Source organism: Corallococcus carmarthensis, assembly GCF_003611695.1.
Lineage (GTDB): Bacteria > Myxococcota > Myxococcia > Myxococcales > Myxococcaceae > Corallococcus > Corallococcus carmarthensis.
This window is the reverse complement of sequence record NZ_RAWE01000068.1, coordinates 17774-44254: the sequence shown is the minus strand read 5'-3', so window position 1 is coordinate 44254 and position 26481 is coordinate 17774. Positions and strand designations below refer to the sequence as shown.

Here is a 26481-nt window from a genome sequence, read left to right as displayed (position 1 = left end):
ACGCTCTTCGGTGGGCGCGGGGCTGGGCTCTTCCGCCGGAGGGGCGGGGGTCACGGCATCGGCCTTCGGCGCGGCGGCGATCTGCCAGGACTCGGCTTCGGGAGGAGGCGCGGAGGGCTTGGGCGAGTCTCCGGCCAGGCTGAATTCGAGCGCGTCCGCTTCCGCGTCCTGCGTGGCTGGGGCGACAATGACAGACGCCTCTGGAGCATCCGTCGAGTCGAGCCGCGCGGGTTGATCCGCTTCAGGCGGAGGCGCCGTGGTGACGGACGGCTCGGCGGGGAGGGTCTCCGGCTTCGCTGCTTCGACAGCGGCGGGCGCTTCCGGAAGGTCCTCGAACTCCATCGCCTCCAGCAGCCCTTCGTCCTTCGGGGCGTCAGCGACGGCGGGTGCCGGGACGGGCTCCGGCGGAGGGGCTTCCTTCGCTTCAGCCGTGATGGCGGGCGCGGCGTCCCAGACCGGTTCCGCCTCGGGAATCGGTTGGGCCTCGTGCGGCTCGGCGGACATCACGTCCACGTCTTCGAGGACGTCCGTGGCCTCGGATGCCTTGGCCGCTTCGTGCGGCTCGGCGGACATCACGTCCACGTCTTCCAGGACGTCCGTGGCCTCGGATGCCTTGGCCGCTTCGTGCGGCTCGGCGGACATCACGTCCACGTCTTCCAGGACGTCCGTGGCTTCGGCAGCGGCGGCCTTGGGCGGTGCCGCGGACACGGCATCCACGTCTTCGAGGATGTCGTCGTTGGAGAGATCATCTCCGGGCAGGACCGCCGCGGGCTCGGGGGCCGTCTCGGCTGCGGCTGCGACAGGCGCCGCGACGGGCGCGGAGTTGAACGACTCGGGGCTCAGGCTGACTTCTGCGTCTTCGGCGAACTCGGCGTCCAGGACCAGTTCGGACAACGAAGAGCTCTGGGCGGGCCGGGCGGCGGCGTCCTTCGCATTCGAAGGCGCTTCCGCGACGACAGCCGGAGCCGCCTGCTTCGCGGGCGGGGCGTCCGCGAAGGCGTCCGCCCACTCTCCTCCGAGCTCCGCCGCCAGTCCGCTGGCAACCGGGACGGCCACGGCCGAGGCGGCTGCGGGAGGCAGGCCTGGAGAGGCCGCCGTGATGGCTTGGGTGACCCCTGACGGACGTCGGGCCACGGGCGGCGGGGCTCCAGCGGAGGCCAGCTCGACGACAGGCTTTGAGGCCTCCGCCACCGTCGTCGCGGCCTTGGCAATCCCTACCACTGGCTCGGACGAAGCCTGGGCCAACGGCACGCTGTCTGGAGTGAGCCCCACGGCGGCATTCGTTCCAGCAGACAGGCCCTGGGGCACGCTGCCATGAGAGGCATTCGCCGTCCCGGCCGGGCCTTCAGCCATGGCGGGCGGCACGCTCCCGGGAACGGCGGTCGTGGGGGCAGGCTGCCCTTGGACAGACGTGGGCGGCACGCTTCCGGGCGCGGCATTCGTGGGGACAGGCTGCCCTTGGACAGACGCGGGAGGCAGGCTTCCCACCGGGGGATTCGCCGCAACATGGGGCATCGCGGCCGGGCTCGCCGACGGAGGCCCCGCGACGGGACGTGCCTGCGAAACGGGCGCCGGCCCCCCCGGAGGAGGCACGGCACCCGTTGCGCCGACGGCAACCGGCGGCACTGCTCCAGACGGAGGCCCCTGACGCAGCGGTGCGCCCGGAGGAGGCGGCTGGCCTCCCGCGACGACAGGCCTTCCCTGCGCGGCATTCGGCGGTACGGCGCCCGGCGCACCGGGAGGTCCCATGGGACGCGCACCCGGAGGAGCCCCGGCACCCGGAACCCCAGGAGCGGTCGGAGGACGCTGTCCCGGAGGCACAGGCCCCGCACCAGCAGGCGCCATCATCACGGGCGGGGGCATGCCCGGAGCGGGCCGAGGCACCGCGCCCGGAGGCATGCCCGGCGCTCCCGGCGGCGGTCCTGCGCGGACCATCCCCGGAGGCATCGGCGCCCCCGGCGGCCCCACCGGACGTGGCCCTGGCCCCGGCACACCGGGCGCACCAGGAGCACCCGGCATCCCCGGCGCCGCGGGACGCATGCCCGGAGGCGGCGTCTTCGGCACGGTGGGGATCCCCGTCCCTGAAGGCCGGCCCCCCGGCGGCACGGGCCCACCCCGCCCGATCATCCCAGGAGGCTGCGCTCCCGGAGCACCCGGCGGAGGCGCCGCGCGCGCAGGTACTCCCGCTTCAGGAGGAGGCACGCCAGGAGGCTGCGCTCCCGGAGCACCCGGAGGAGGCGCCGCGCGCACAGGCACTCCCGCTCCAGGAGGAGGCACGCCGGGCACAGCGCCCAACGGCGCGGGCATACCCGGAGCCACGGGCACACCCGCGGGCGGAGGCACGGTCCCGGGAGGCACCCCGCCCTGCCGGGCCACCATGCCCGGAGGCTGTGCCGCCATGGGCGACCGGGGCGGCGCGGCGGGAGGACTCCCACCGGGCCGAGCCATCTCAACGACAGGCGGAGCCCGCATCGGCTCGCCCATCACGATGTCCGGAAGCTCCTCGCCGACGATGGCCGCTTCAGCCAGGTCGTCGTCGGCATCCTGCTCCTCCGACTCATCACTGAGGAACTGGCCCGGCGCGAGCCCTCCGAACATCCCCGCCACCTCGGGCTCCGCGCGCACGGGCGCGGGCGGAGGAGGCGCGGCCGGAGGCGGCACCACTACCGGCGCCACCGGCGCCATCGAGGCGGCAGGCGCCACCGCCGCCATGGACACCGAGCGGCGCGCGGGCACGGGAATGGCCGCCTTCAAGGGACGCGTCGGCCGGTCGATGCCGTAGCGCAGGTTCAGGTAGTGGAACAGCCGCAGCTCCGGCACCACGTACGGGACGATGCGCATCCCGGTGATGAACCCGAGCGCATCCGTGGTCTGCAGGTCCAGCGGGTTGGCCATCGCGACCTTCAGCCGCCGGCCCTCCACCGCGAGCGGGAACGCCTGGTGCTTCTCCGCCTGATCGTCCGTCAGCAGCTTGAGCGTCGCCTCGGTGACGGCGTCGAAGTCCGCCTCCATCGCGACAGGCAGCCGGGTCAGCTCGCCCAGCACCATGCCCACCGTCTCGATGTCCAGGAACCCCAGCTCCACGAGCCGGGAGCCCAACCGGCCCCCATGCACGAGCTGCGCGCTCATGCCCTGGTCGAGCTGCGCCTGCGTCAGGAGGCCCTTTCGGACCAGCGTCAATCCCAGCTTGTCGGCCATGTCGGCCCGCAGTCTAGAAGACTTCGCGGTGCCAATGAGAGGGTGCGCATGAATACGACCTGCGCGCCCGTCCTGCCCGCCTGCCTGCCGCCGCCCGGCTCAGTACGCGTTCTTCGACAGGAAGCCGCCCAGCGCGGTGCGCAGGAGGATCTTCAGGTCCATCAGCAGCGACCAGTTCTCGATGTAGTAGAGGTCGTACTCGATGCGCTTCTGGATGGACGTCTGGCCGCGCAGGCCGTTGATCTGCGCCCAGCCGGTGATGCCCGCCTTCACCTTGTGGCGCAGGTGGTAGCGCGGAATCTGGCGCTTGAACTCCTCGATGAAGACGGGCCGCTCCGGACGCGGGCCCACGAGGCTCATGTCGCCCCGGAGCACGTTGAAGAACTGTGGCAGCTCATCCAGCGAGTACTTGCGCAGGAACGTCCCCACCGGCGTGCGGCGCGCATCCACCGCGCTGGCCATGGTGGCGCCCTGGACCTCCGCGTCCACGCGCATGGTGCGGAACTTGAGGATGGCGAAGGTCCGCCCATCCATGCCCATCCGCTCCTGGCGGTAGAGGATGGGGCCCTTGCTGGTGAGGCGCACGAGCAGGGCCGTGAACACCATCATCGGCGCGCTCACGGCGATGGCCACCAGCGAGAACAGCACGTCGAACACGCGCTTGGCCACGCGGCTCCAGCCGTCCATGGGGTCGCCCTGGAGGCTGATGATGGGCAGGCCGCCGAACTCCTCCAGGCCGCCGTACAGGGTGATGTACTGGTACAGGTCCGGCACCACCTTGACGTCCACGGTGCGCAGCGCCAGCTGTTCCATCAGCGGCTTCACGCGCGCTTGGTCCTCCAGCGGCACGGCGATGATGACCTGATCCACGGGGTGGGCATCCAGGTAGGACTCCACCTCGCCCACGTGGCCCACGACGCGCACGCCGCCCACCCACTGGCCGACCTTCTCCTCCTTCAGCGACAGGACGCCCATCACGCGGAAGCCCAGCTCGCGGTGGCTCTCCACGGTCTCGATGGTGCGCAGCCCCAGCTCCGCCTCGCCGATGACGAGGATGGACTTGAGGTTGTAGCCGCGCCGGCGCACCTCGCTGAGCAGGTGGCGCATGAACATGCGCGAGAACGCGATGAGCGTGAAGGCGTAGACGACGAAGATGGCCAGCGTGAGGCGCGAATAGCGCTCGCGGATGAAGTACGTCACCGCCACCAGGACCAGCGTCGCGGTGATGGTGGCCTTGAAGAGCTCGAACAGCTCCCCCATGTGCGAGCGCGCGCGGTTGGTCGCGTACAGCCGCGCCCGCTGGAACGTCACCGGGAAGATGACCAGCACCATCACCAGGGAGACGAAGGTCTCGGCCGGGGGCGGGATGCCCTCGGTGATGGGGAACACGCCGCTGAAGCGGGTGAAGTACGCGAGCACGAACGCCACCGCGAGCATCCCCGCGTCGGCGGCGACCTTGATGGACGTGTAGAAGCGCTGCAGGCGACCGAACACCGCGATGACTCCTGTCGGGGGACGAAGACGGTCCGTCGGATGCAAGACACGCACCCTTCGCCCCGGGCCCCGTCAGGCGCCCGGACCCCTCCCCCGGCGCGGGGTCCTAGCACGGGTTTTCCCGTGAATCCAACCGGTTGGACCGCAGGGCAGCCGACACAATCCGACACACCGAGCGGGCAGGCCTCGGGAAAGTGGGGAGGGGGCGGACAGCGCTGTCACACCGCTGGGGAGGCCGGGGACAGGCCCAAAAGGGCGTCCACTTCCGCCTGGATGGCCTGCTGGAAGCGGGCGCGGCCGAAGCGCTCGGCCTGGGCGCGGGCGTCCTCGGGGCGGAAGGAGGCCTCCCACGCGTCGAACTGGCGCACGGCGGCGGCGAGGGACGCGGGGGTCTGCTCCGGGAAGAAGAGGCCCGTCTTGGAAGTGACGGTCTCCAGGGCGCCGCCCTTGCCGAAGGCGATGACGGGGCGGCCGGTGGCCTGGGCCTCCAGGGGGGTGATGCCGAAGTCCTCCTCGGGGGTGAAGAGGAGCGCGCGCGCGTCGCGGTAGAGGGCGGGGAGCGCGCTGTCGGGCACGTTGCCGAGGAAGCGGATGTGGGGCGGGAGCGGGCCCGACGTGAGGCGCGCGGCCTCCTGTCCCGTGCCCACGACCCACAGCGGGGTGTCCAGGGTGCGGAAGGCCTCCAGGGCGACATCGAGGCGCTTGTAGGGGGCGAAGGCGCCGAGCCACAGGAAGTAGCCGCCCTGCCCTCCTCCTTCGAGCGGCACCTGGGTGAAGCGTTCCAGCTCCACGGGGGGCGGGACGACGGAGGCGTCACGGCCCCAGAAGCGGCGGATCTTCCCGGCGATGTGCTGGGAGTTGGCGACGATGCGGTCCACGCCGTCGGTGGAGGCGCGGTCCCAGTGCTGGAGGTAGGGGCGCACGGCGAGGGCGGCGGCGCGGACGGGGAGGCGCGTGCGGCCGGGGCCGAAGTACTCGTCGAACAGGTCCCACATGTACCGCATGGGAGCGTGGACGTAGCTCAGGTGGGGCACGCCGGGAGGGGCGTGGATGCCCTTGGCGACGCAGTGGCTGGAGGACAGGACCAGGTCGTAGTCGCCGGTGATGCGCAGGGCTTCGATGGCGCGGGGGAACAGCGGCAGGAAGTGCCGGTAGCGCGAGTGGATGCCGGGGATGTGCTGGAGGAACGACGTGGTGATGCGCCGGTCCTCGATGCGCGGGGGCTGGCTGCCCGGCTGGTGGATGAGGGTGTAGAGGTCCGCGCTGGGGAACAGTTCGCAGAGGGCGTCGAGGACGCGCTCTCCGCCGCGGTGGGTGACGAGCCAGTCGTGGACGAGGGCGACCTTCACGGGGAGGGCCTTGTAGCACCGAGGCGCGGCGGTGCGGGGGGAAGGCCGCGTGTGGTAGGCCAGGGAGCGTGCCTTCTGTCCTCCTCGACCTGAGAATGGTGCGCGGTCAGCTCCACGGCATCGCGAGGTACGCGCTGGAGCTGGCGCGCCGGCTGCCCGCCCTGGCCCCGGACCTGGAGTTCTCCGCGCTGGTCCCCGCGAAGGGGCTGCCGGACGACCTGGGTGAACTGACGCCGACGATTCCGATGCACCGTTCCCGGGCGGGGTACCTGTCCCCGACGGAGCAGCCGCTGCTGGCGTACGAGCTGACGAAGTTGAAGCCGGACCTGTTCCACGCGACGTCGTTCTCGTTGCCGCTGTTCTGGCCGGGGAAGCTGGTGGCGACGTTGCATGACGCGAACCACCTGGCGCTGGCGGACCAGTACACGCCGGTGCAGGCGATTTATTACAAGGCCGTGGTGGGTCCTCGGGCGCGGCTGGCGACTGCGCTGATCACGGTGTCTGACTTTTCCCGGGAGGAGCTGGGGAAGTATCTGAAGATGTCGCCGTACCGGTTCCAGGTGATCCACAACGGTGTGGATTCGCGGTTCCAGCCGCCCACGGCCAGTGAGGCGAAGGCATTCCGGGAGCGGCATGAGTTGCCAGAGCGGTATGTGGCGGTTGTCGGCAATGCCAAGCCGTTCAAGAACCTGGCGATGCTGGGGAAGTTCGCGCCGGACCTGCCGGTACCGCTGGTGCTGCTGGCGGGCAAGGGCGCGGTGGCGCATGAGACGGGCCTGCATGAGAACGTCATCGACCTGGAGCAACTGCCTGAGTCGGAAATGGCGTTGTTCTATGGGGCAGCTACGGCATTGCTCTTGCCGTCGAAGTACGAGGGGTTTGGATTGCCGGCGCTGGAAGCCATGGCGGCCGGGTGTCCCGTCATCGTCTCGGATGCGACAGCACTTCCGGAGGTCGTGGGCGATGCGGCGATGCGAGTCCCGCCCGACGATGCGAAGTCCTGGCATGAAACAACGCTGCGAGTTCTCAGGGACGAGAATCTGCGCCGGAGCCTGATTGAGTTGGGTCGAGAGCGAGCGGCCCGGTTCACCTGGGACCGATGCGCCCAACAGACCCTCGGCGTTTTCAGGCGAGCCCTCCAGGGAAGACAGCAGGTACGGCCGTGACACTGCGGCGCAAGGGGACGCGGCGCATCGTCGTCAGGGAGATGTCCTTCCGATGGACGGTCGCGCCCAACGATGAGCCAGGCCTCGCCATCGTCGTTGAGCATGAAGGGGCGCGCGGACGGCCCATGGTGACCTGGGTTGAGCACGGAACGATCATCGCGCCGGGCCTCGTCAAAGAAGTCATTCACCACGCGCTCGACGCAGGTTGGCAGCCAGATCAACCTGGGGTCGAGTGGGTCTTCCGGCGCAAATGACCCTGGCCTCCCATAGCCATCAGCAGAGTGAGAAGCGTTCCATGATCAGCACCGCGAAATCACGCGTCCGTGGACTGCTGACCCGCGCCTTCGCCTGCGTGCTGTTCCTGGTTGCTTCGACCGCGAGTGCCCAGGCGCTCGACTCGCTCCAGACCGCATCCCCGAAGGCCGTGTCGCTGACCGTGAGTGGAGGCGTGTCCCTGGGCACGTACGAGGCAGGGTTCCTGTACTACTCGGGGACGTCCTCCCAGGGAGAACGGGCCGTGGACCTCCGGCTCGTAACAGGCGCCTCCGCGGGAAGCCTCAACGCCCTGCTGGCGGTCATGGCCACCTGCGGCGTGGATGCCTCCACGCCGGCCCAATCGCTGTTCTGGGATATCTGGGTTCCCATTGGTTTCAACGACCTCTTCATCCCGTCCTCGACGACGCCGCTCGGTGTCTTCTCGCGGGAGTCACTGGAACGCCGCGCCGTCCACATTGAACAGGCTTGGAATCGAGGTCTGGATTCATCCTGCGACGTGGTGCTTGGAGTCTCGACAACGCGTGTCGCCCCCCGCGCGCTCCAGGCCGCGAATGGACGGCTCGACCTACCCCGGCTCGAAGAGAAGTTCGCCATCCGCATCCAGGGACGTGGGAAGGGACGGCCTCCCCGTGCGACCAACTACACCACTCGCGAGGGCCGGCGTCTGGAGCTGATGCTCGAGACGGACGAACACGGGGAGATCCCCTTCGCGAACCTGCGCGAGCTTCTCCTCGCGTCCATGTCCTTCCCCATCGCGTTCCCGCCACAGCCGCTGCGCACCTGCGCGGCGAATGCGTCCGCCAAGCCTGGGGTGTGCCTGCCAGCGGAGGCACGGCGCGAGCTCTTCATCGACGGCGGCGTCTTCGACAACACCCCACTCCGCCTGGCCGTAGGACTCGCTCGCGATGGTCTGCGCGAAACAGCGGATGGCAAGCTGGAGTGGCGCCCGGTTCCACAGCCCGACGCACGCACGACTCCCCCAGGCATCGCATTCGCGTTCATTGATCCAGACGCCACTGAGTACCCGGTAGCGCCACCGGCTCAAGCCAGCACTGGACCGGCCTCACTGCCGGGGACACTCGCGGAGATCCTGGCTGCCTTCGTGGACACGGCGCGCTCGAAAGAACTGGCCATGCTCCTGGAGGAAGAGCCGGAGATCGCCAAGCGGCTCACCCTTCCTCGACGGCACTTCCCCGCAGCCGGGGCCCCCCTCTTCGCGTTCCTGGGCTTCTTCGAGACCAGCTTCCGTGTCTTTGATTTCTATCTCGGCATGTATGACGCCCGCCGGATGATGGATGACGCATTCCGGGAAGGGCGGACGAAGTCGGAGGGGCCTCGCGCGGCAGCGATGGATGGACCCGGAGGATGGCAGCCCTTCGCCTGCATGAGCGCCGTCTACGACTCCTCGCCGGACGCGGACCAGAGCTGTCAGGGCGAAGCGCTGGCGGACTTCCGGGCGCTGTTGCAGATGTCTTTGGATCAGCTCTACGACGCATGCAACAAGTCCGCTGGGACGGCCCCCGCTGGTACCTGGCGCAACGCGCACTGTGACCGCGCCATCGCGGGGCAGTCTCCGCCGAGGGTCCCCGGCCTTCATCCCAGCGAGTGGCCGGACTGGAAGCGGAGCGACAAGGAATCAGAGCTGGCGTATTCGATGCGGCTGCTCGGTGCCTATGGCTTCGCGTTTCGAGACCTCGGCGTGCCGAAGGGCCGTGGCGATCTCGCCGTCCTGCGCATCCGCCATTCGCTCGGAGATGCAGCCCACCGGCTCGCGGCGGTGCAGCCCGCTTCCGACAAGCCCACGGTCCGCTTCGCCAGCAAGCTCGCGGTGGACAACATCAGCTACGAGCCCCAGCGCCTGTCGCTGCACATCACCATGGGGCCCACCGAGAGCGAGCTGGGCTTGAGCGTCGGGGCCTCCGAGATGCCGCTGACCTCCGGACTCCGGTTCGCCGGTGCGCTCGGGTTCCGCGGACTCGAGGACGTCCTTTCCTCCGGCAGCAGCAGCGATCCCTTTGGCGTGGCACTCACGGGAGGGCTGGAGTTCCAGCCTCGCGCAGAGCAGACCTTCCTCTCCCAGAGTCGCCTCGCGCTTCGCGCCGGCTGGTTGTTCAGCGCGAACGACGACTACGGGACGAACGTCTGCAGGGACGGAGGCGCCAGCCACGTGACCGCGTGCTCACGGCCCGTCGTCCAGGCGCTCGTAGGCATCACCTTCCTGGAGTTCCTCCGGGCCCAGGTCGTCGGTGAGTGGTTCCCGGGGAGCAGTTCCCGGAAGTCGCTTTGGTCCGTGGCCCCGGGCATTGGCTTGGAGCTGGGGCTCTAACGACTCCAATAGAAGAAGGAGGAGACGGGGTGAAGGCACATGCCGCAGTTGCCTAAGACTAGAGTTCCGGAGTGTGCGCTCCATCTTTGCCCTAGCTGCAGGGTCAAAGCAGCTGCGGCCGGTTCTTTCTGACAAGCACACCCCAACAACACCCTATGTTCATTGAACCGCAAACCAATCCACCGAACCTCTATTCGGAGGCGTAAGCTCTCATCGCATTTGTCATAGTCGGCCGAGGCGGAGGCAACAGGGGTGCCACGCGCTGCCAGAAGGCGTCGGGAACGAGTTCACGGACCATGCACTTCAACCTGAGGATGCACCTTGCCGACGACCAGTCCAGTCCTGACTTTCGTTAGGTGCCATTAGAGGCACAAAACTAACAAAACCAGGGCCGACGTATTGCACCTCACAACAACACATGGCCGGCAATCATATTCAAGCCGCTCCACATCTACTGTCGCACCTCAGAAATCGGAAACCGCACAAAGCCGGCCCGCCTAAAAGTCGAATTCTCATCTACAAATTAACTTCTCGCCTCCCTGCGCCTGACTGCCATCTGAAGGAACGGATCGCCGTACACATGCATTGCCACTTGGACGCTCGGATGCCAGCTCAAACGTGCACCCACTTCACGATTGGCAATAAAATTTGCCTGAATAATAGGCATCCCATCTTCCAGAGCCGTAAGGAACGCCGGCAGCCAACTCCGCATTACTCGCACATCCAGAGGCCAAGGCGGAGCAATCACCGCACGGCAACCATGATCAAGCAGAGCCCTAGCGAGCCCATAGGCCGCCCCACTATAGGGATCCACGTCATGCCTGCCAGAATTGCACACAGCAAGCACGACCACTCCGGCGCCTGAGCACTGCCGCGCAAGCGTCCTCGCAGACAGGCGAGTTTGCGCCTCATCAGAAACAACTCGGAAGTAGCGCCCTTCTTGACCAATGCCTCCATGTGCTCCCACAAAGGCGATATCTGCGTCCATCAACGACTCTGGAGGCTTGGCACCACCTTCGATTTGGAACCCGAAATCTTCCAGTTCCTGCCGAGTAAACTCACGCAACTGCGTTAGGGCTGAAACCACCCCTATTTCGACTACTGACTCCTCAGAAATCCACGCAACAAATCGCCCTGTTGATTGGCGCGGAATTGAATGAGCTGCGTGCACCCAAGTCAGCGATGGCGCCATAGCCACCGGCCTCAAGGTACCGACGAGACGCCCCTCAGTTAGCAATAGATTTCCCGGAAGGGTCTGAAGAGCCGCTTCCGGCAGAAGCAGCAGAGGCCTTTCGCAGGCTTCTGCCGACATCCCGATCCGTCGCATCACATGCTCCACGGCTTGCGCCCCAAATGGATCGCGTGAATCCATTAGCGAAAAGCCACTCGGGTACATCTTCGACCAAGCTTCCATTGCGCCGACATCAAAGACTTCAACAGACTCATCAACCGTCGCAACTTTCCCGTTCGAGAAGCACGCATGAACAAGCCGTCCTTGTTCACTCAATCCCAAGAGATGAACATCAATTCCTTGCACCCCCACCAATGCGAGTCGTCTGGCCGTCACAGCTGGATCGCCGGGAAGCTCAACCTGGCCGCCCTGCATTGTGCTTCCGAGGACATGACCCGTCCTGTCCAGTCGCTTCACCAAATCAACTAGCTGCTCCGGCCTCAATGCAATTCCCTGCCTTGATGCCCAAGCAATCAGCGCTGCATCGTCCTGCGAACCAAGTTCTTTCTTCCCCCCGGCATCATCACGAGGGATACGAACAGAATGATCACCAAGCCAATCCAGGAAGAAACAGACCTTCTCGGGCGACGGCAGTGGATTTTGGCTGATGGCTCTATGCGCAACAACCCTTCCCTCTGCAATATCGGTCCCTATATCCTGCGCAAACCGAGTTGAAGCAAGCGTTCGCGCCATACCACTTAGCGCCAACTGCCCCACGTCCGCGCCCATCAGCGCACGCACGCGCGTTTCGATACTTGGCCCCAGCGTCCGAGTCCCCTCTTCAAATACTTGCTGAACCGATGGGGCAAATGCCACGTGCAAATCGTGCCCCACAGCAAGAACTTGCGCCAAAACAATCAACAACGGCGACAATGGCGCATTGATCTCACGCGCACGCACCAGAAGGCGCTCCAAGTCCATTGCAAGCTTTTCGATCCGACTTGCGGCCTCATCATCTACTCCACGCCCCAGATCCGAAAAAACGGCTCGCATTTCAATTGTCGCGCGAAGCACTTCAATCTCAAGACCATTGATTCCAGTCCGCTGCTCTTCAGTCAAGAGCGCCTCGGCGCTAACCATACCCCGCTGAGCAAGAGAAATGAGACCAGCGTCGCGCGCCAATCGCACCACAAGATATGCATCAAAAAATACATCTCGGCGCCCACTAGGCAACGACTCCAACTTACTAACACAAGCCAAACCAAGCGCAGCATCATGAATACTTCGCACACGAAGATACACATCGGAAAAGAGATGCCACGCCGCCCGCAGAGTCTCAGAATCTTGGCATGAAGCGGCGACAACCAAGCCATGCTCGGCCAAATTTCGTGCTGGCTGCGACTCTCCCGACAACGCAAGCGCCATGGCACCTGTCCGAAGTAATCGATATTCCGCCAAAGAATCATTAATCCTGCGAGCAAGAGCAATACCCACTGGCAGCAACATGCTCACCATGGCCAATGTTTTCTTTGATTCGCTTTCTCTCTCGGATTCTTTCACTGCTCGATCAAGAAGAGCATCAACCGCCTCCAACAAATCCTCCGGCGTCGATGACACTTCTCGAAAATCAAGAGAGACAGCACCAAGAATCACGCCAGTTCGAGGCAACTGCCTTATTAAGACAGGCAAATCATTGAACGCCTTTTCCAAATCAACGGATCTCGACTCAACCACAGGCCGCATCTGCGCGCCGTCCCCTTGGGGCTCCATTGCGATTGCGTCCAACGCAAGCGAGAGCAATAGAGCAATTCCATACGTACCCGCCAACTCTGGCGAAACAAGTCGACTGAGTGCGCTTCTTGTATCCCCATCACCAGGATGCGTCGCAACATAACGCACCAGCCAATTCACTACCGCCGCTGTTTCAAGGTCACGATTGTGGACCTCTTGCTCCCTAAGCACGGAAGGAGCAAGCAGAATACGTTCGAGAATCTGCAACCCTAGTGACGCCGCATCCTCCATAAATTCCGGCAACACTGGTTGCCCAACAAGTAAATTAACCGATTCCGCATCAAGATGGCGTCGCAGCGTATCTCTTAGACTGTCCAACACAGCTTGCGAAGCCTGCGAGTCTCCCATCGCATTCCGAACATGCTGAATAAAGCGTCCGTAATCTGGAATTGGCTCTGGCGCGAAGGCCTCGGCGAGGAGAAGCAGGTACTGAGAGAGCGATGACGGATGACTTCGCAGCACGATGGGCCGAAGTCCATCGGCGACCTCAGCGTAACGCCCACCATTAAGCAGCGGCACGAATGTCGCGCGCACTGACTCATCAGACTGTGGATAGCGCGCAATAATAAGTTCGCGCGTCTTGGAGAAAAGGTCATCATGTCCCAAAAGGCGCGCAAGGTTGAGGGACGAACGGAGGCACTCAAGATCAGAATCCTCCGCATGAACGGCCCGATTGAGAAGAGCAACCGCATCCTCCCTCCGGCCTGCCTGCCGAGCCAAGCGTGCCGCAAGATGCGCGATATGCGCAGGGGCTTCCGACACGAGTTCCTCCCTAAATGGCAAAAGGAATTCAAATGCCAGTGGCCCTTGATCAGCCGCAAGCAAGCATTGAGCTTTGGCGAGGGCTGTATTTAACAAATTAAAACCAACACCGTCGATCTCGCAAAATGCTAGCGCCTCATCCCCGCCCTTAATCATTTCCACCCAACGACCGAACCCCGCCATGGAACTTTGCTCCCCCTTGGAGCTTTCGCCTATGACCAATCCCCCATTGCAATTGCGAATTGCATCAAGGTTCTCCGGACGCACGGGCGACTCCTGTGCGACCTGAATGACAACATAGAGGTTTTTTTCGGCCGCGACCTCACTTAATCGCCCATGGAGATGAATGACCTGCGGCACCCAAAAATCCTCCAACGTATTAATTCTCAGAACTTCATCTTCATACACCTGTGTCGCCATAAGCTCGACAGGCGGCAACACAGATGGCGAACTAAACTGATCGCTCTTCAAAACAAGAACACATGCATTTGTCGAAAGCGAATCCACAGCTGCCACAAGCGCATCAGTCTCACACTCCAGCACAGCAACAACACGAATTCGCGTTTTGACAAATCCTAAATACTCCTCAACGCGCCCACTCGCAACCACCCCCTCAAGCACTTCATGCAGTCGACTAACGAAATTAACCTCGAACAATGCGCCTTCCTCCGAACCAACAACCGGAACTAGTATTACAATCTCCGAGAAAAACAGAGACTGCGCTCCATCTTGGGCAAGACAAGTGACCACCCCAAATGCAGCAGAGTATCCACTCAAGTCTTTCACGGGAAAGATGTGGATATCCACACCGCCTCGAACAGGAGCACTCTGCGCAAACAGTCCCTGCCAACCATCCGCTGTCATTAAATCAACCACACACGCCTCCTCAAGCAGCATCAGAGTACGGAGCTTTACTTAACACAGCATCACATGGCGGCACTAGAGAGCTCGGGCAAGCAGACCTTCCAAGTCAGCCAAGTTGAAGGAAGGTCAGGATGGGGCAAGATCAATCAGCGAGTATTCCTAGAAAGGGTCGCAGCGCGGGGCAGCAGCAAAGAGCAACTGGCTAGGCGTCAAGTATGAGCCTTTCGTGAGAGCTGTAGATTCCGCACGAGCAGGCCGACCTCCGTGTCCTCGCTTCCCTCTGGTTGCGCCCAGGGTGGAAGGCGCAGTGGATGTCCCGCATGGTTCGGTTAGACAATCCGTGGATTCAGGCGCTCAGGTCGAAGGGCTACTTGGCGAAAACTTCGTCGAGGTAGTGTGTCTCTCCTTCGATTTCCGCGACCATCTAGGCCTCCGGGCCCAGGTCGTCGGTAAGTGGTTCCCGGGGAGTAGTTCCCGGAAGACGCTCTGGTCCGTGGCTCCGGGCATCGGCCTGGAGCTTGGACTCTGACGAGTCCTCGCGAAAAACCAGGGCGGCCCCCCTTTGAGATCCATGATGCAGGCGGAAAGTCACCTACCATCATGACATCCATTCGCTCCATCGCTCTGTCCTGCCTCGTGGTGCTCGGCCTCTTTGCTGCCTGCCGCGACGATCACCCTGACGACACCCCCGACGCGTCCGTGCCCGACGCATCCGTGGAGATGTGCCCCACCGAAGGCACCACACAGTGCGGCGACTCCTGCGTGAACACCGAAACCGACCTGGCCCACTGTGGCGGGTGCGGCCAGGCCTGCACGGCCTCCGAGGACTGTCAGAGCGGCGCCTGCGTCGCGGTCTGTCGGATCGGCAGTGAGCAGTTCGCGGCCGGGGCGGTGAACCCGGCGAATGCCTGCGAGCAGTGCGTACCCGCGACGTCCGCGAACACGTGGACGCCGCTCGCGGACGGGGCGACGTGTGGATCGGGACAGATTTGCTCGGCCAACGCGTGCAGCCCGAAGTGCCTGATCGACGGCACGTTCTACGACGAGGGGACACCGAACCCGGCGAATGCATGCGAGGTCTGCACGCCCGCGACGTCGACCACGACGTGGTCCCCCCGCGCGAGCATTCCGCTACTGGTCGGCGGCACCGATATCGTGGCGCAGGGCTGGACGACGTACACGCAGGCGCCGAACACGCTCACGTACGGCGAGGACTACGTCCGCCTCGCGACGTCGACGAACAGCGGTGGCCGAGCGAGCGGTCAGTTGCTGATCGCGCGGGCGAACACCGTTGACGGAACGCAGCCGTTCAAGCTCCGCGTGACGATGCAGGTCGAATCGGTGAACACGCACAATCAGCTCGACAGCGGCGCGGCCATCCTGGGGAGCTTCACCCCTTCGGTCGGCAACCAGACCGATCGCTCGCAGATGATCTACCTGGACAGCGCGAAGCTCGGCTGGGCGGATGACTCACAGTCCTCGGCGTTCGCCGTGACCGATGGCGCGTATCACGTCTACGAGCTCGCGGTGGATGCCGCGAAGGTGGCGACGGTGAGCGTCGACGGCGTCACGAAGCTCACGCGGAACAACTTCACGACGAACGGCATCATCGCCATCGGCGACCAGACCAACGACGCGAACGTCGACGGCGCGGTGCGGATCAAATCGGTCGAGAAGCTCTGCCAGTAGGGGCCCTCTTCTGTCCCCATGGATTGGCATGGGGACAGAATCAGGTGTGGGCCATGACCGGGAACCGATGGGCCTCTGGTGAGGGACGGAAGTTGCGCACGAACAGGTCCGCTTCCAGGTCCTCACCGGCCGTCACGGCCTCCGGCCAGTAGCGCTCCGGAGTGAACCCGAAGCGGATGGACCGGATGGGCTGGTCAATCAACCGGGGGATCCAGGCGCGCAGGTCGAAGGGCTCACGCGCGAAGACGTCGTCGAGGTACAGCGTGCCGCCCTCGACTCCTGCGAACACCCAGGCCTCCGAGCCCAGCTGACGCAAGGGCCTCGCAAAGCCATTGGCCACGGGCCAGCTCGCCACCGTCGCGTAGCTCCGCGCTCCGAAGCGCTCCGTGGAGGACAGCCCCTCGCTGGACAGCGTGGCGAGTCCCGCGCGCACTGCCGCGTCCTCCAGATTGAGCGTAGGCGCGGGTGGGCCTTCCGGCACGGCATCGTGCGTGGCGGCGAACAGTGTCTGCAGTTGTGGCTGGAACCCGAACCGCGGGTAGAACTGGCGCACCTTGGGGTTGGCGAAGAGCAGCACGGGCGCATCCCCACATGCCTCCAGCGCGGCGTTCATGACCACGCGCGCCAGCCCCCGGCCACGATGCGACGGCAGGCACCCCACGGCCCCCAGCTGATGGGCCGTCACCTCGCGCCCCTCCAACAGCAAGCGCATCCGCATCACGGAGGCATTGGCCACCACGCGCCCGGACTCCATCAGGCCGAACGCGCGGTAGTCGTCGTTCCATTCTCCCCAGGCGCGCCAACGGCGGAAGTCCGCACGTCGGAACACCTGTGGCACGTAGTCACAGAACAGCTCCTGCGACTGGATGTCGCCTGCCCCGATTTCGGTGACCGCGTGGGGATCCATCACACGACTCCAGTCCGTTGGGGCCACGTGCCCTGAGAGCAGGCTCAGTAGCCGTTGTAGTGCCGCATCCATTCACCATACACGCTGACGTTCGACGTGCACGGACCTGACCCGGTCGTGTTGTAGGGCGGCGGCGCGGTGAGCGTCCCGGCGTTCCCCTTCGGCGGCGCGAAGTAGACCGTGGACGACGTGAGCTGGGTCCAGTTCTCCGTGCCGGGCCGTACCACTCCACGAAGATGGTGGAAAATCCAGCTACGCCTGGAGTTATAGACTCATCCCCCACCAAGAACCCGGACTGTTCACTCTCCGCCAAATCCATCCACGACAATTCGACTCTCAAAAGGCGGAGGCAACTCGACATCCTTAAGAGGATCAATATCTGCTCTATGGAAAACCCTAAGATAGGCATTCGAAGCCACAGAGCGATTCAGCTCTTTGGCATGCAGATCCGTTCCCTGCAATACAACCTCGCCACTAGGGGCTTCTTGGGCCAGCACAAGAGCCGTGCGCATGTCCAATGGAATTCGGATCTCATCACACATCCCGAACCCTCCCATTGAAAATAGTCCACCCCTATTGCGGGAATGAACCCACGTCACGACCGGAGAATCCGACGTAAGGAGACAATCCTTGTCGAACTTAATAAGCTGCCAGACGCGAGCACAAGCAATACGTTGTAATCCAGGAGCCATCTTCAACAAACTCAGAACCAACTCATTGTGAGTTGGCTTCAATTGCTCAACACTGGCGCGCACAATCCGATCAACGGCCTCCTGGGTCTCTGTAACTGTCAAAGGACGCCCAAGCATTTTTTCTAGCGGCCTGACTGCTTCTTGCTCGGGAACAACCTTCGCAGCTCGCCTCGCGAGTTTATCGAACACATCGCTAAATGAGTCTCGCTGATCTCGACCTCGGAGCCATTGAAGCGCAACGAAAAAACCAACGGTCTCGCGGACCTGTACCGCAGGCGGGAATGAACTCGCAAGCAAGTCCGAAATTGCCTCTCGGCATTCACCCTCAATCTCACTTAACGTCTTCTCAAGCTGAAGAGAATCGCCCTCGGCAGTCTCCAGACGATAAAAGAGCCGTTCCGCCGCGACATCCTTTACATTTGAGACATACTTCCGACAGGGAGGCCTTCGCTCAACAACTTTAAGTTGACCTTTTGCATCTGCAAATCTCTTCAAGTAAAACTGCGGAACATAGTGATGTTTAATCGGCTCACCCATTAAATCCCCCGTCACACGTCTAGGTCTCGGACGTTCCACTCTGTTTAAGACGGCGTCCCTGAGCAGAGTAAACGCCATCTTCACACAACCCCAGCCCCCAGATGAGCATGAACGACAGGTGCACGCTGGGGTGGAACGGCAGGTAGTGCACCAGGGCCAGGACGTGGAAGCCCACGAAGGACAACAGCGCTCCCGTTGCGGGGATGGAACCCGCCCGGTGCCTTCGCACCAGCGCCCTCGCCAGCAGGAAGTGCATCGCCGCCAGCAACACCAAGCCCACCAGCCCCGTCTCCGCCCAGGCCGTCAGCCAGAGGTTGTGGGAGTCCGTGGCCAGCAGGTCCGTGATGCCCGTCTCCGCCTGCGTCGCCAGGGCCGCGGGTTTGTGATTGCCGAAACCCACGCCCACCCAGGTGTGCTCCCGCACCAGGCGCCAGCCCACGGACATCGCCAGCGAGCGCTCTCCGCTGCCGAAGAGGTTGTCCACCGCCTTGCCGAACCGCTCGCGCCACGCGGGCGTCAGCAGGACCGCGACCACCAGCGCCACCGCCACCCCGAGCCCCACCTTGCGCGGCGTCCCCCGCAGCAACAGCAACAGCGCCAGCACGCACACGCCCAGCGCCGCTCCCAGCGCCGCCCGCGCGAACGCGGCGTAGATGGACACCAGCAGCCCCAGCACCATCGCTCCCGCCAGCACCCGCCGCCGCGTCACCTTCGAGCGCCCGATGACAGCCAGCGCGGGTCCCAGCACGGCAATCGCTCCGTGCGCGAACCTCAACCGGTGGAAGAAGAAGCCTCCCGCCGCGTACCTGGGGTTCTCCTCCGTGCCGAAGTTCTCGTGCAGACGCGACAGGTTCAGCTTGGAGAACTTCGGCGGCTCCCAGGGCCACGGCACCCGGTGCTGGAAGAAGCCCAGCGCCGCCGCCGCCAGCCAGCCTCCCGCGACGATGCCTCCCAGCATCAGCCAGGGTACGCCCACCGTCCCGATGCACGCGACCGCCGCTCCCGCCACCGTGTCCAGCGCCTGGCCGTACCTCGCGCCCCGGGGCCACTTCGTCGCGGCTCCCGTCAGCAGCGCCACCGCCGGGGAGACCAGCTGCCAGACGCACAGGGCGACGCTCGCCAGCACGAACGCCCTCACGTCCTTCTCCAGCCGCAGCCGCTTCGTCACCGCCAGCGCCAGGGCCAGCGCCGTGGCCAGGATGGCTCCGGCCTGGAGCACCGCCTCCGCCAGCACCAGCCCCACCGCGTAGAGCCCCAATACCGCGGCGACCGCCGTCCGCCAGCGCCCTGAATCCACCGTCGTCGTCTCCGTGCCCATGCCGTGCGCCTCGAACCCGCGAGGCCGCTGGACCCTATCCCACCTCGCTCGCCCCTGCGCTTGCGGACTGGACCGGGAATCCCCGGCGAGGACGCCCATCTCCACATTTCACGCGCTTGACGTTGGCGGTCCGGACGGGCACGCGTTACCCAGGGTCCTTTCCCGGGCCCCCCTTCCGCCATGCGCACCACCCATCGACCGTTCACCACCCTGGCTCTGGCGCTGTGCCTCTTCGTGGCCGCGCTGGAGATGACCGTCGTCTCCACCGCCATGCCCACGGTGGTCAGCGACCTGGGCGGCATCCAGCACTACGCGTGGGTCTTCACCGCGTACATGCTGTCGTCCACCATCACCGTTCCCATCTACGGGAAGCTCGCCGACCTCTACGGCCGCAAGCCCATCATCCTCTTCGGCAGCACCCTGTTCCTCGCGGCCTCCATCGCGTGCGGCCTCTCCACGTCGATGAACATGCTCATCGCCTTCCGCGTCCTTCAGGGTCTGGGCGCCGGGGCCATGCAGCCCATCGCGCTCACCATCATCGGGGACATCTACACGCTGGAGCAGCGCGGGAAGGTCCAGGGCGCGTTCAGCGCCGTGTGGGGCATCGCCGGGCTCGCGGGCCCGCTCACCGGCGGCCTCATCGTGAAGTACCTCACCTGGCACTGGATCTTCTTCATCAACATCCCCATCGGCATCGCGTCCATGGTGCTGCTCGGCGCGTTCTTCCACGAGCAGCTCAAGCCCAAGGTGCGTGCCCGGCTGGACTACGCGGGCGCGGCGCTGCTGTCGTCGGGTGTCGTGGCGCTGCTGTTCGGCGTGCAGGGCTCCGGGCGGACCCTGCTGGCCCTGCCGCTGGCCGCCGTGCTGCTCACCGGCTTCGTGTTCGTGGAGCTTCGCGCCGCCGAGCCCATCATCCCGATGAGCATCTTCAAGATTCCCACCATCGCCATCTCCAACGTGGCGGGTGCGCTCTTCTCCGCCGCCCAGTTCGGCGCGACCACCTACGTGCCCCTGTACGTGCAGGGCGTGCTCGGCGGGTCGGCCACGATGGCGGGCGGGATGATCACCCCGATGATTGTCGGCTGGCCGCTGGCGAGCCTCATCGGCGGCAAGATCATGGTCCGCACCGGCTTCCGGCCCCTCATCGTCGGGGGGCTCGGACTGGCGACGATTGGCACCGCGCTGATGGCGCTGCTGCTCAAGCCCGGGGCTTCGATGCTCGTGCCGGAGATCGCCATGGGGTTGTTTGGCATTGGCCTGGGCTTCGCCGCCATGTCGACCATGGTGGCCGTGCAGACCACCGTGGGCTGGGAGCTTCGCGGCGTGGCCACGGCCAGCAGCATGTTCTTCCGCACCATCGGCGGGTCGCTGGGCGTGGGCGTCATGGGCGGCGTGCTGGTGTCGCAGCTCATGAAGGACCCGAACGTCCCCGTGAGCGCGGCCACGGAGCTGCTCGGCCCCGAGCACGGACGCGGGCTGGCTCCCGCCGTCCTCGAAACGCTCGGCAGCGCGCTGAACACCGGGCTGTCCATCAACTTCTGGATCATGTGCTCGGCGATGATCGCCGCGTTCACCGCGGGCCTGTTCTTCCCCAAGGTGAAGCGCGTCTCCACGCCCGTGAACATGTCCGACGTCCCCGCCTCCCACTGACACGCGGCGCCGGAAGCACGGCGCCACGTCATGCGGCTGTCACTTCGCGGAGGGTGCTACCGCGCGCTGGCGCTCAGCGGCGTGCAGGTCACGTTGGCGGGCACGGACCACAGCGCGTCCCCGTGGACGCCGGAGTACCCCCGGAAGAAGATCGTGTTGCCCACGCGCGTGAACTCCTCGGGCGCGTCAGCACCCGGGGTCGCGGTGGTGACGCGGCCCGTGCCCGCCACCGTGCCGTTCGTGACCTGCGGCTGAAGCCCCTGGTCGCCGTCCCCCGAGCTGAAGAGCAGCGTGCCGGCGCCCGTGTCGAAGAGGGGCGAGCTGCGGATATCGGACGTGGTGAGCTTCTGGCTGAGCTGCCGCGTCTCCGCCTCCGTGCCGTTCGTCACCCACAGGCTGACCTGGCGCGCCGCGGGGCCTGGAGAGCTGATCCCCATGGAGAAGTAGAGCTTCCCGCCCGCCTCCTGCGAATCCTGGATGTAGGGTTCGTTGAAGGGCTGGCCCGGGAAGGGGTTGGGCAGCGTCGTCACCGTCGTCTTCCCATCCCCCGTCAGCAGCAGGCGGGACAGCTTCATCCGCTCATTGTCCGCGGTGCGCCCGGCCACGACGACGTACGGCCCCGTCGATCCCAGCAGCGACACCGGGTTGCCGAAGGTGTCCAGGCGCACGGTGCCCACCGCCGTGCCGTCCGTCCGCCACACCTCCGTCCCGGAGGTGTCCTGCAAGGTGAACAGCCCCAGGCCGGTGTAGCTCGGCCGCGCCGCTGTCACGGGCGGCTGGCCCGCGTCCAGCCGCTTGACGACCCGGGTTCCCACCGCGGTGCCGTCCGTCCGCCACAGGCGCGTGCCGTGGACCGCGTCCTGGAGGAAGAACAGCAGCGCGCCGTGCGTCAGCAACGTGGGGTAGGCCATGGACTCCTCCGGTCCGAACGCCACCACGCGGTACGTCCCCGCCGCCGTGCCGTTCGAGCGCCACAGCTCCAACCCGCTCGCCGTCGTGAGGAAGAAGCTCAGCGCGCCCCCCAGGGAGGTGAGGTTCGACAGGGAGGAGCTCGCGCTCCCCGGCGTGATGTCCTTCACCAGCCGCGTCCCCACCGCCGTCCCGTCCGTCACCCACAGCTCATTGCCGACCACCGGGTCGTTCATCGTGAAGTAGAGGCGCGGGCCCACGGCGGTGAAGGAGGCGAAGTCGCGGAAGTTCAGCCCGTCGAAGGGGAACTCCTTGAAGGGCACGGTGCCCGCCGGGGTGCCGTCACTGCGCCACAAGGCCGCCGGCCCCTGGAACGGGTCCGCGGAGAAGTACAGCGTGCCCTGCACATTCGTCAGCCCCGTCGGAATCGGCCGGAACGGCGAAGGCAGGGGCGCGTCCGGGGGGAGCACGTCCTTCACCTTGGTGGCCGCCAGCGCGGGCGTGCACGCCTGGGCCTGGACCTGGCGCTCCTCCGCAGCGGCCGCCTCCGGGTCCTGCACTCCGCCACAGCCCCAAAGCCCCAGTGCCGCAAGGACATACCCGAATCGCAGACGCATCGCCCCACTCCTTGTCATTCCAAAGCCAGGGACGGTGGGACGCGAGCCGCCGGGCGCCAACGGGGCCGGGAGCCCAGGTCCCTGAGGGAAACCCAACGTTCGCGCCCGGGCCACACCGCTGTCGGAAAACCGACGCGCTTGTCTTTTTGCGCCAGAGCCATTGCGTGGCGTGCGAGGGCTGGAGTCTGGTCCCCCGGGATGCACGGCTTCACCTCGGGAGATGAATGATGGCGGGTCCGCTGAGTGACGAAGAGTTGGGGAAGATCGACGCCTACTGGCGCGCGGCGAACTACCTGTCCGTCGGGCAGATCTACCTCAAGGACAACCCGCTCCTGGAGCGGCCCCTCACGCGCGAGGACATCAAGCCGCGCCTGCTGGGACACTTCGGCACCACGCCCGGCCTCAACTTCATCTACGTGCACCTGAACCGCATCATCCGGAACCACCGGGCCAACATGATGTATCTCATTGGCCCCGGCCACGGCGCGCCCGGCATCATCGCCAACACGTTCCTCGAAGGCTCCTACACGGAGCTGTATCCGAACATCGAGCGCAACCGCGACGGCATGAAGCGCCTGTTCCGCCAGTTCTCCTGGCCCTACGGCGTCCCCAGCCACGACGCACCCGAAGTCCCCGGCTCCATCAGCGAGGGCGGCGAGCTGGGCTACTCGCTGCTGCACGCGTACGGCGCCGTGCTGGACAACCCGGACCTCATCGTCCCCTGCGTCGTCGGTGACGGCGAGGCGGAGACGGGTGCGCTCGCCGCGAGCTGGCACTCCAACAAGTTCATCAATCCCATCACCGACGGCGCCGTGCTGCCCATCCTGCACCTCAACGGGTACAAGATCGCCAACCCCACGGTGCTCGCCCGCATCGACCCCGACGAGCTGGACTCCCTCTTCAAGGGCTACGGCTACAAGCCCTACGTCCTGGAGGGCGACGACCCGAAGGACATGCACCAGCGGATGGCGGAGGTGCTCGATACCCTCTACGCCGAAATCCAGCGCATCCAGCGCCACGCCCGCGAGAAGAACGACCCCACCCGCCCCCGCTGGCCCATGCTCGTGCTGCGCACGCCCAAGGGGTGGACCGGCCCGAAGGTGGTGGATGGCAAGCCGGTGGAAGGCACCTGGCGCGCCCATCAGGTGCCGCTGGAGGCGGTGCGCGACAACCCCGAGCACCTGAAGATCCTCGAAGCGTGGCTCCACAGCTACCGGCCCCGCGAGCTGTTCGACGCGAATGGCACCTTCCGCGAGGAGCTGGCGGACATCGCGCCCAAGGGCCGGCTGCGCATGGGCGTCAACGTGCATGCGAATGGCGGCCAGCTGCTGGTGCCGCTCGTGCTGCCGGGCTTCCGCGACTACGCCATCGACCCAGGCGTCCCCGGCTCACGGCAGGTCAGCGCCACCAAGGTGCTGGGCGGCTACCTGCGGGACGTGATGCGCCACAACCTGGGCACGCGCAACTTCCGCATGTTCGCCCCGGACGAGAACGCGTCCAACCGGCTCCAGGACGTGTACGCCGTCAGCGGCAAAAGCTGGGACGCGAAGCAGGAGCCCACGGACGAGAACCTCTCCGTGGATGGCCGCGTGATGGAGGTGCTGAGCGAACACCTCTGCCAGGGCTGGCTGGAGGGCTACCTGCTCACCGGACGCCACGGCTTCTTCTCCTGCTACGAGGCGTTCATCCACATCATCGATTCGATGTTCAACCAGCACGCCAAGTGGATCAAATCCGCCCGGGAGCTGCCGTGGCGCAAGCCCATCGCGTCGCTGAACTACCTGCTCAGCTCGCACGTGTGGCGGCAGGACCACAACGGGTTCTCCCACCAGGACCCGGGCTTCATCGACCACGTGGCCAACAAGAAGGCGGACACGGTGCGCATCTACCTGCCGCCGGACGCGAACACGCTGCTGTCGGTGGCGGACCACTGCCTGCGCTCGAAGAACTACGTGAACCTCATCATCGCGGGGAAGCAGCTCGCGCCGGTGTGGCTGGACATGCCGAGCGCCGTGCGCCACTGCGCGGCGGGCATCGGCGCGTGGGACTGGGCCGGCAATGACGACGGCGACCCGGACGTGGTGATGGCCTGCGCGGGCGACGTGCCCACCCTGGAGACGCTGGCCGCGGTGACGCTGCTGCGCGAATGGGCTCCGGAGCTCAAGGTGCGCGTGGTCAACGTGGTGGATGTCTTCACGCTCGCGCCCGTGAGCGTCCATCCGCACGGGCTCAACGAGGAGGACTTCAACCGCCTGTTCACCACGGACAAGCCCGTGGTGTTCGCGTTCCATGGCTACCCGACGCTCGTGCACAAGCTCACGTACAACCGGGCCAACCACGCCAACATCCACGTGCACGGGTTCAAGGAGGAGGGCACCACGACGACGCCGTTCGACATGACGGTGCTCAACGACATGGACCGCTTCACGCTGGCGCTGGATGCCATCCGGCACTCGAAGGCCGTGCGCCACCGGCTGGAAGACGCGGAGCAGCGCTTCTCCGAGGTCCGCCAGCGGCACAAGCTCTACGTGTCGGAGCACGGCGAGGACATGCCCGAGGTGGCCGACTGGAAATGGAGCGCGCGATGAGCGACCCGGGCGCGGTGCTGGTCATCAACAGCGGCTCGTCGTCGCTGAAGTTCGGCCTCTACGTGGAGCAGGACGGGCAGGAGGTGGTGCGGTTCAAGGGCAGCGCCAGCCACATTGGCGCGGAGCAGGGCCGGCTCGTCGTGAAGGACGGCGCGGGCAAGCAGGTGCGCGCGGTGGACGTGCGGCATCCGTCGCAGGAGGACGCCCTCCGCGATGCGGTACAGCACCTGAGGGAGCTGGGCGGAGAGCGGCCCCAGGCCATCGGGCACCGGGTGGTGCATGGCGGTCCCCACCTGCGCCAGCACCAGGCCCTGACGCCGGAGGTGATGAAGGCGCTGGAGGAGGCGACGCACTTCGCGCCGCTGCACATTCCCGCCGCGCTCCGGCTCATCCGGGCCGCGGAGCGGGAGAGCCCGGGCGTGCCGCAGTTCGTCTGCTTCGACACGGCCTTCCACGCGACGATGCCGGAGGTCGCGTCGACGTTCCCCCTGCCCCGCTCCGTGAGGGAGCAGGGCGTGCAGCGGTATGGCTTCCATGGCCTGTCGTATGAGTCCATCGTCGCGAGGCTCGCGCCCCAGGTGCCCGCGCGCACCGTGGTGGCCCACCTGGGCAATGGCGCGAGCCTCGTGGCGCTCGAACATGGGCGCTCCGTCGACACGTCCATGGGCTTCACGCCCACGGCGGGCATTCCCAGTGGCACCCGCACGGGCGACGTGGATCCAGGCGTGCTGCTGTTCCTGATGCGCACGGGTGGAATGGGCGCGGATGCGCTGGAGACGCTGGTGAATCGCGACTCCGGCCTCCGGGGCCTGTCGGAGGGAACCAGCGACATGCAGGCCCTCACGCGCGACGCGGCGGCGGGCAACGCGGCGGCGGCGCTGGCGGTGGACGTCTTCACGCGGAGCATCGCGAAGACGGTGGGCGCCTACGCGGCGGTGCTCGGCGGGCTGGACCTGCTCGTGTTCACGGGCGGCATCGGGGAGAACAGCGCGAGGGTGCGGCAGGGCGTGTGCGCGATGCTGGGCCACCTGGGCATCCAGTTGGATGCGCAGCGGAACGAGGCGAGCGCGGAGCTCATCACGACCGAGGCGTCACCGCGTCCGGTTCGCGTGCTGCCCAGCGATGAAGAAGTGCAGATCGCCCGTCACACGCGCCGGCTTCTTCGCGGGTGAAGGCC

At 65.8% G+C, this 26481-nt stretch carries 16 protein-coding genes; 7 read left to right on the top strand and 9 right to left on the bottom strand.

Features of this window, described 5'->3' with window-relative positions; genetic code table 11:
* The 3 genes from D7X32_RS47565 to D7X32_RS19720 all read right to left on the bottom strand — a co-directional run.
* A partial coding sequence (locus D7X32_RS47565) for a GspE/PulE/PilB domain-containing protein (protein ID WP_208752479.1) occupies window positions 1-3198 on the bottom strand: 3198 nt, incomplete at its 3' end.
* A gap of 99 nt (window positions 3199-3297) precedes the next feature.
* Window positions 3298-4692 (bottom strand): undecaprenyl-phosphate glucose phosphotransferase, encoded by a 1395-nt coding sequence (locus tag D7X32_RS19725; RefSeq protein ID WP_120604112.1) that lies wholly within the window; start codon window positions 4690-4692, stop codon window positions 3298-3300.
* 218 nt (window positions 4693-4910) lie between these two features.
* Complete coding sequence (locus D7X32_RS19720; RefSeq protein ID WP_120604111.1) at window positions 4911-6041, bottom strand: glycosyltransferase; 1131 nt, start codon at window positions 6039-6041, stop codon at window positions 4911-4913.
* A gap of 95 nt (window positions 6042-6136) precedes the next feature.
* Between D7X32_RS19720 and D7X32_RS19715 the strand changes: the two genes are divergently transcribed.
* From D7X32_RS19715 to D7X32_RS19705, 3 genes are read left to right on the top strand one after another with little or no spacing between them, the layout of a single operon-like run.
* A complete protein-coding gene (locus D7X32_RS19715) occupies window positions 6137-7207 on the top strand; it encodes a glycosyltransferase family 4 protein (protein ID WP_244239093.1) in 1071 nt (356 codons plus the stop codon).
* A complete protein-coding gene (locus D7X32_RS19710; protein ID WP_120604109.1) occupies window positions 7204-7461 on the top strand; it encodes a hypothetical protein in 258 nt (85 codons plus the stop codon). Before D7X32_RS19715 ends, D7X32_RS19710 begins: the two co-directional genes overlap by 4 nt.
* 41 nt (window positions 7462-7502) lie before the next feature.
* Window positions 7503-9809, top strand: coding sequence for a patatin-like phospholipase family protein (locus D7X32_RS19705; protein ID WP_120604108.1), 2307 nt, complete (start codon window positions 7503-7505; stop codon window positions 9807-9809).
* Window positions 9810-10332: 523 nt separating this feature from the next.
* On the opposite strand, the gene D7X32_RS19700 is transcribed toward D7X32_RS19705, so the two are convergent.
* A complete protein-coding gene (locus D7X32_RS19700) occupies window positions 10333-14430 on the bottom strand; it encodes a CHAT domain-containing protein (RefSeq protein WP_120604118.1) in 4098 nt (1365 codons plus the stop codon).
* Between the two features lie 567 nt (window positions 14431-14997).
* Between D7X32_RS19700 and D7X32_RS19695 the strand changes: the two genes are divergently transcribed.
* Entirely contained in the window at window positions 14998-16086 is a 1089-nt protein-coding gene (locus D7X32_RS19695) for a hypothetical protein (protein WP_120604107.1), read from the top strand.
* Between the two features lie 40 nt (window positions 16087-16126).
* Here the strand turns inward: D7X32_RS19695 and D7X32_RS19690 are convergent, their stop codons facing one another.
* From D7X32_RS19690 to D7X32_RS19675, 4 genes are all read right to left on the bottom strand, one after another.
* Window positions 16127-16993: a GNAT family N-acetyltransferase gene (locus D7X32_RS19690; RefSeq protein WP_120604106.1), complete on the bottom strand. Its 867-nt coding sequence runs from the start codon at window positions 16991-16993 to the stop codon at window positions 16127-16129.
* A 44-nt stretch (window positions 16994-17037) separates the two neighbouring features.
* Window positions 17038-17220, bottom strand: coding sequence for a hypothetical protein (locus tag D7X32_RS19685; protein WP_120604105.1), 183 nt, complete (start codon window positions 17218-17220; stop codon window positions 17038-17040).
* A gap of 72 nt (window positions 17221-17292) precedes the next feature.
* Window positions 17293-18222, bottom strand: a complete 930-nt coding sequence (locus D7X32_RS19680; protein WP_158625718.1) for a DUF4238 domain-containing protein — start codon at window positions 18220-18222, stop codon at window positions 17293-17295.
* Window positions 18223-18241: 19 nt separating this feature from the next.
* Window positions 18242-19540: an O-antigen ligase family protein gene (locus D7X32_RS19675; protein ID WP_120604103.1), complete on the bottom strand. Its 1299-nt coding sequence runs from the start codon at window positions 19538-19540 to the stop codon at window positions 18242-18244.
* Between the two features lie 180 nt (window positions 19541-19720).
* Here D7X32_RS19675 and D7X32_RS19670 point away from each other — a divergent pair, with 180 nt between their 5' ends.
* Window positions 19721-21190: an MDR family MFS transporter gene (locus tag D7X32_RS19670; protein ID WP_120604102.1), complete on the top strand. Its 1470-nt coding sequence runs from the start codon at window positions 19721-19723 to the stop codon at window positions 21188-21190.
* 56 nt (window positions 21191-21246) lie between these two features.
* On the opposite strand, the gene D7X32_RS19665 is transcribed toward D7X32_RS19670, so the two are convergent.
* The gene (locus tag D7X32_RS19665; RefSeq protein WP_120604101.1) at window positions 21247-22716 is read right to left on the bottom strand and encodes an ELWxxDGT repeat protein; all 1470 of its coding nucleotides are present in this window, start codon (window positions 22714-22716) and stop codon (window positions 21247-21249) included.
* Window positions 22717-22940: 224 nt separating this feature from the next.
* Between D7X32_RS19665 and D7X32_RS19660 the strand changes: the two genes are divergently transcribed.
* On the top strand, window positions 22941-25304 hold the full coding sequence (locus D7X32_RS19660; protein ID WP_244239092.1) for a phosphoketolase family protein: 2364 nt from the start codon (window positions 22941-22943) through the stop codon (window positions 25302-25304).
* The gene (locus tag D7X32_RS19655) at window positions 25301-26476 is read left to right on the top strand and encodes an acetate/propionate family kinase (RefSeq protein ID WP_120604117.1); all 1176 of its coding nucleotides are present in this window, start codon (window positions 25301-25303) and stop codon (window positions 26474-26476) included. Before D7X32_RS19660 ends, D7X32_RS19655 begins: the two co-directional genes overlap by 4 nt.
* Window positions 26477-26481 lie beyond the last annotated feature (5 nt).

Bases quoted from the DNA above. Each gene is read 5' to 3' on its own strand.
- D7X32_RS19690 (WP_120604106.1), bottom strand. From the start codon at position 16,993: ATGGATCCCCACGCGGTCACCGAAATCGGGGCAGGCGACATCCAGTCG.
- D7X32_RS19655 (WP_120604117.1), top strand. From the start codon at position 25,301: ATGAGCGACCCGGGCGCGGTGCTGGTCATCAACAGCGGCTCGTCGTCG.
- D7X32_RS19670 (WP_120604102.1), top strand. From the start codon at position 19,721: ATGCGCACCACCCATCGACCGTTCACCACCCTGGCTCTGGCGCTGTGC.
- D7X32_RS19700 (WP_120604118.1), bottom strand. From the start codon at position 14,430: ATGCTGCTTGAGGAGGCGTGTGTGGTTGATTTAATGACAGCGGATGGT.
- D7X32_RS19715 (WP_244239093.1), top strand. From the start codon at position 6,137: ATGGTGCGCGGTCAGCTCCACGGCATCGCGAGGTACGCGCTGGAGCTG.
- D7X32_RS19675 (WP_120604103.1), bottom strand. From the start codon at position 19,540: ATGGGCACGGAGACGACGACGGTGGATTCAGGGCGCTGGCGGACGGCG.
- D7X32_RS19660 (WP_244239092.1), top strand. From the start codon at position 22,941: ATGATGGCGGGTCCGCTGAGTGACGAAGAGTTGGGGAAGATCGACGCC.
- D7X32_RS19705 (WP_120604108.1), top strand. From the start codon at position 7,503: ATGATCAGCACCGCGAAATCACGCGTCCGTGGACTGCTGACCCGCGCC.
- D7X32_RS19665 (WP_120604101.1), bottom strand. From the start codon at position 22,716: ATGCGTCTGCGATTCGGGTATGTCCTTGCGGCACTGGGGCTTTGGGGC.
- D7X32_RS19680 (WP_158625718.1), bottom strand. From the start codon at position 18,222: ATGGGTGAGCCGATTAAACATCACTATGTTCCGCAGTTTTACTTGAAG.
- D7X32_RS19695 (WP_120604107.1), top strand. From the start codon at position 14,998: ATGACATCCATTCGCTCCATCGCTCTGTCCTGCCTCGTGGTGCTCGGC.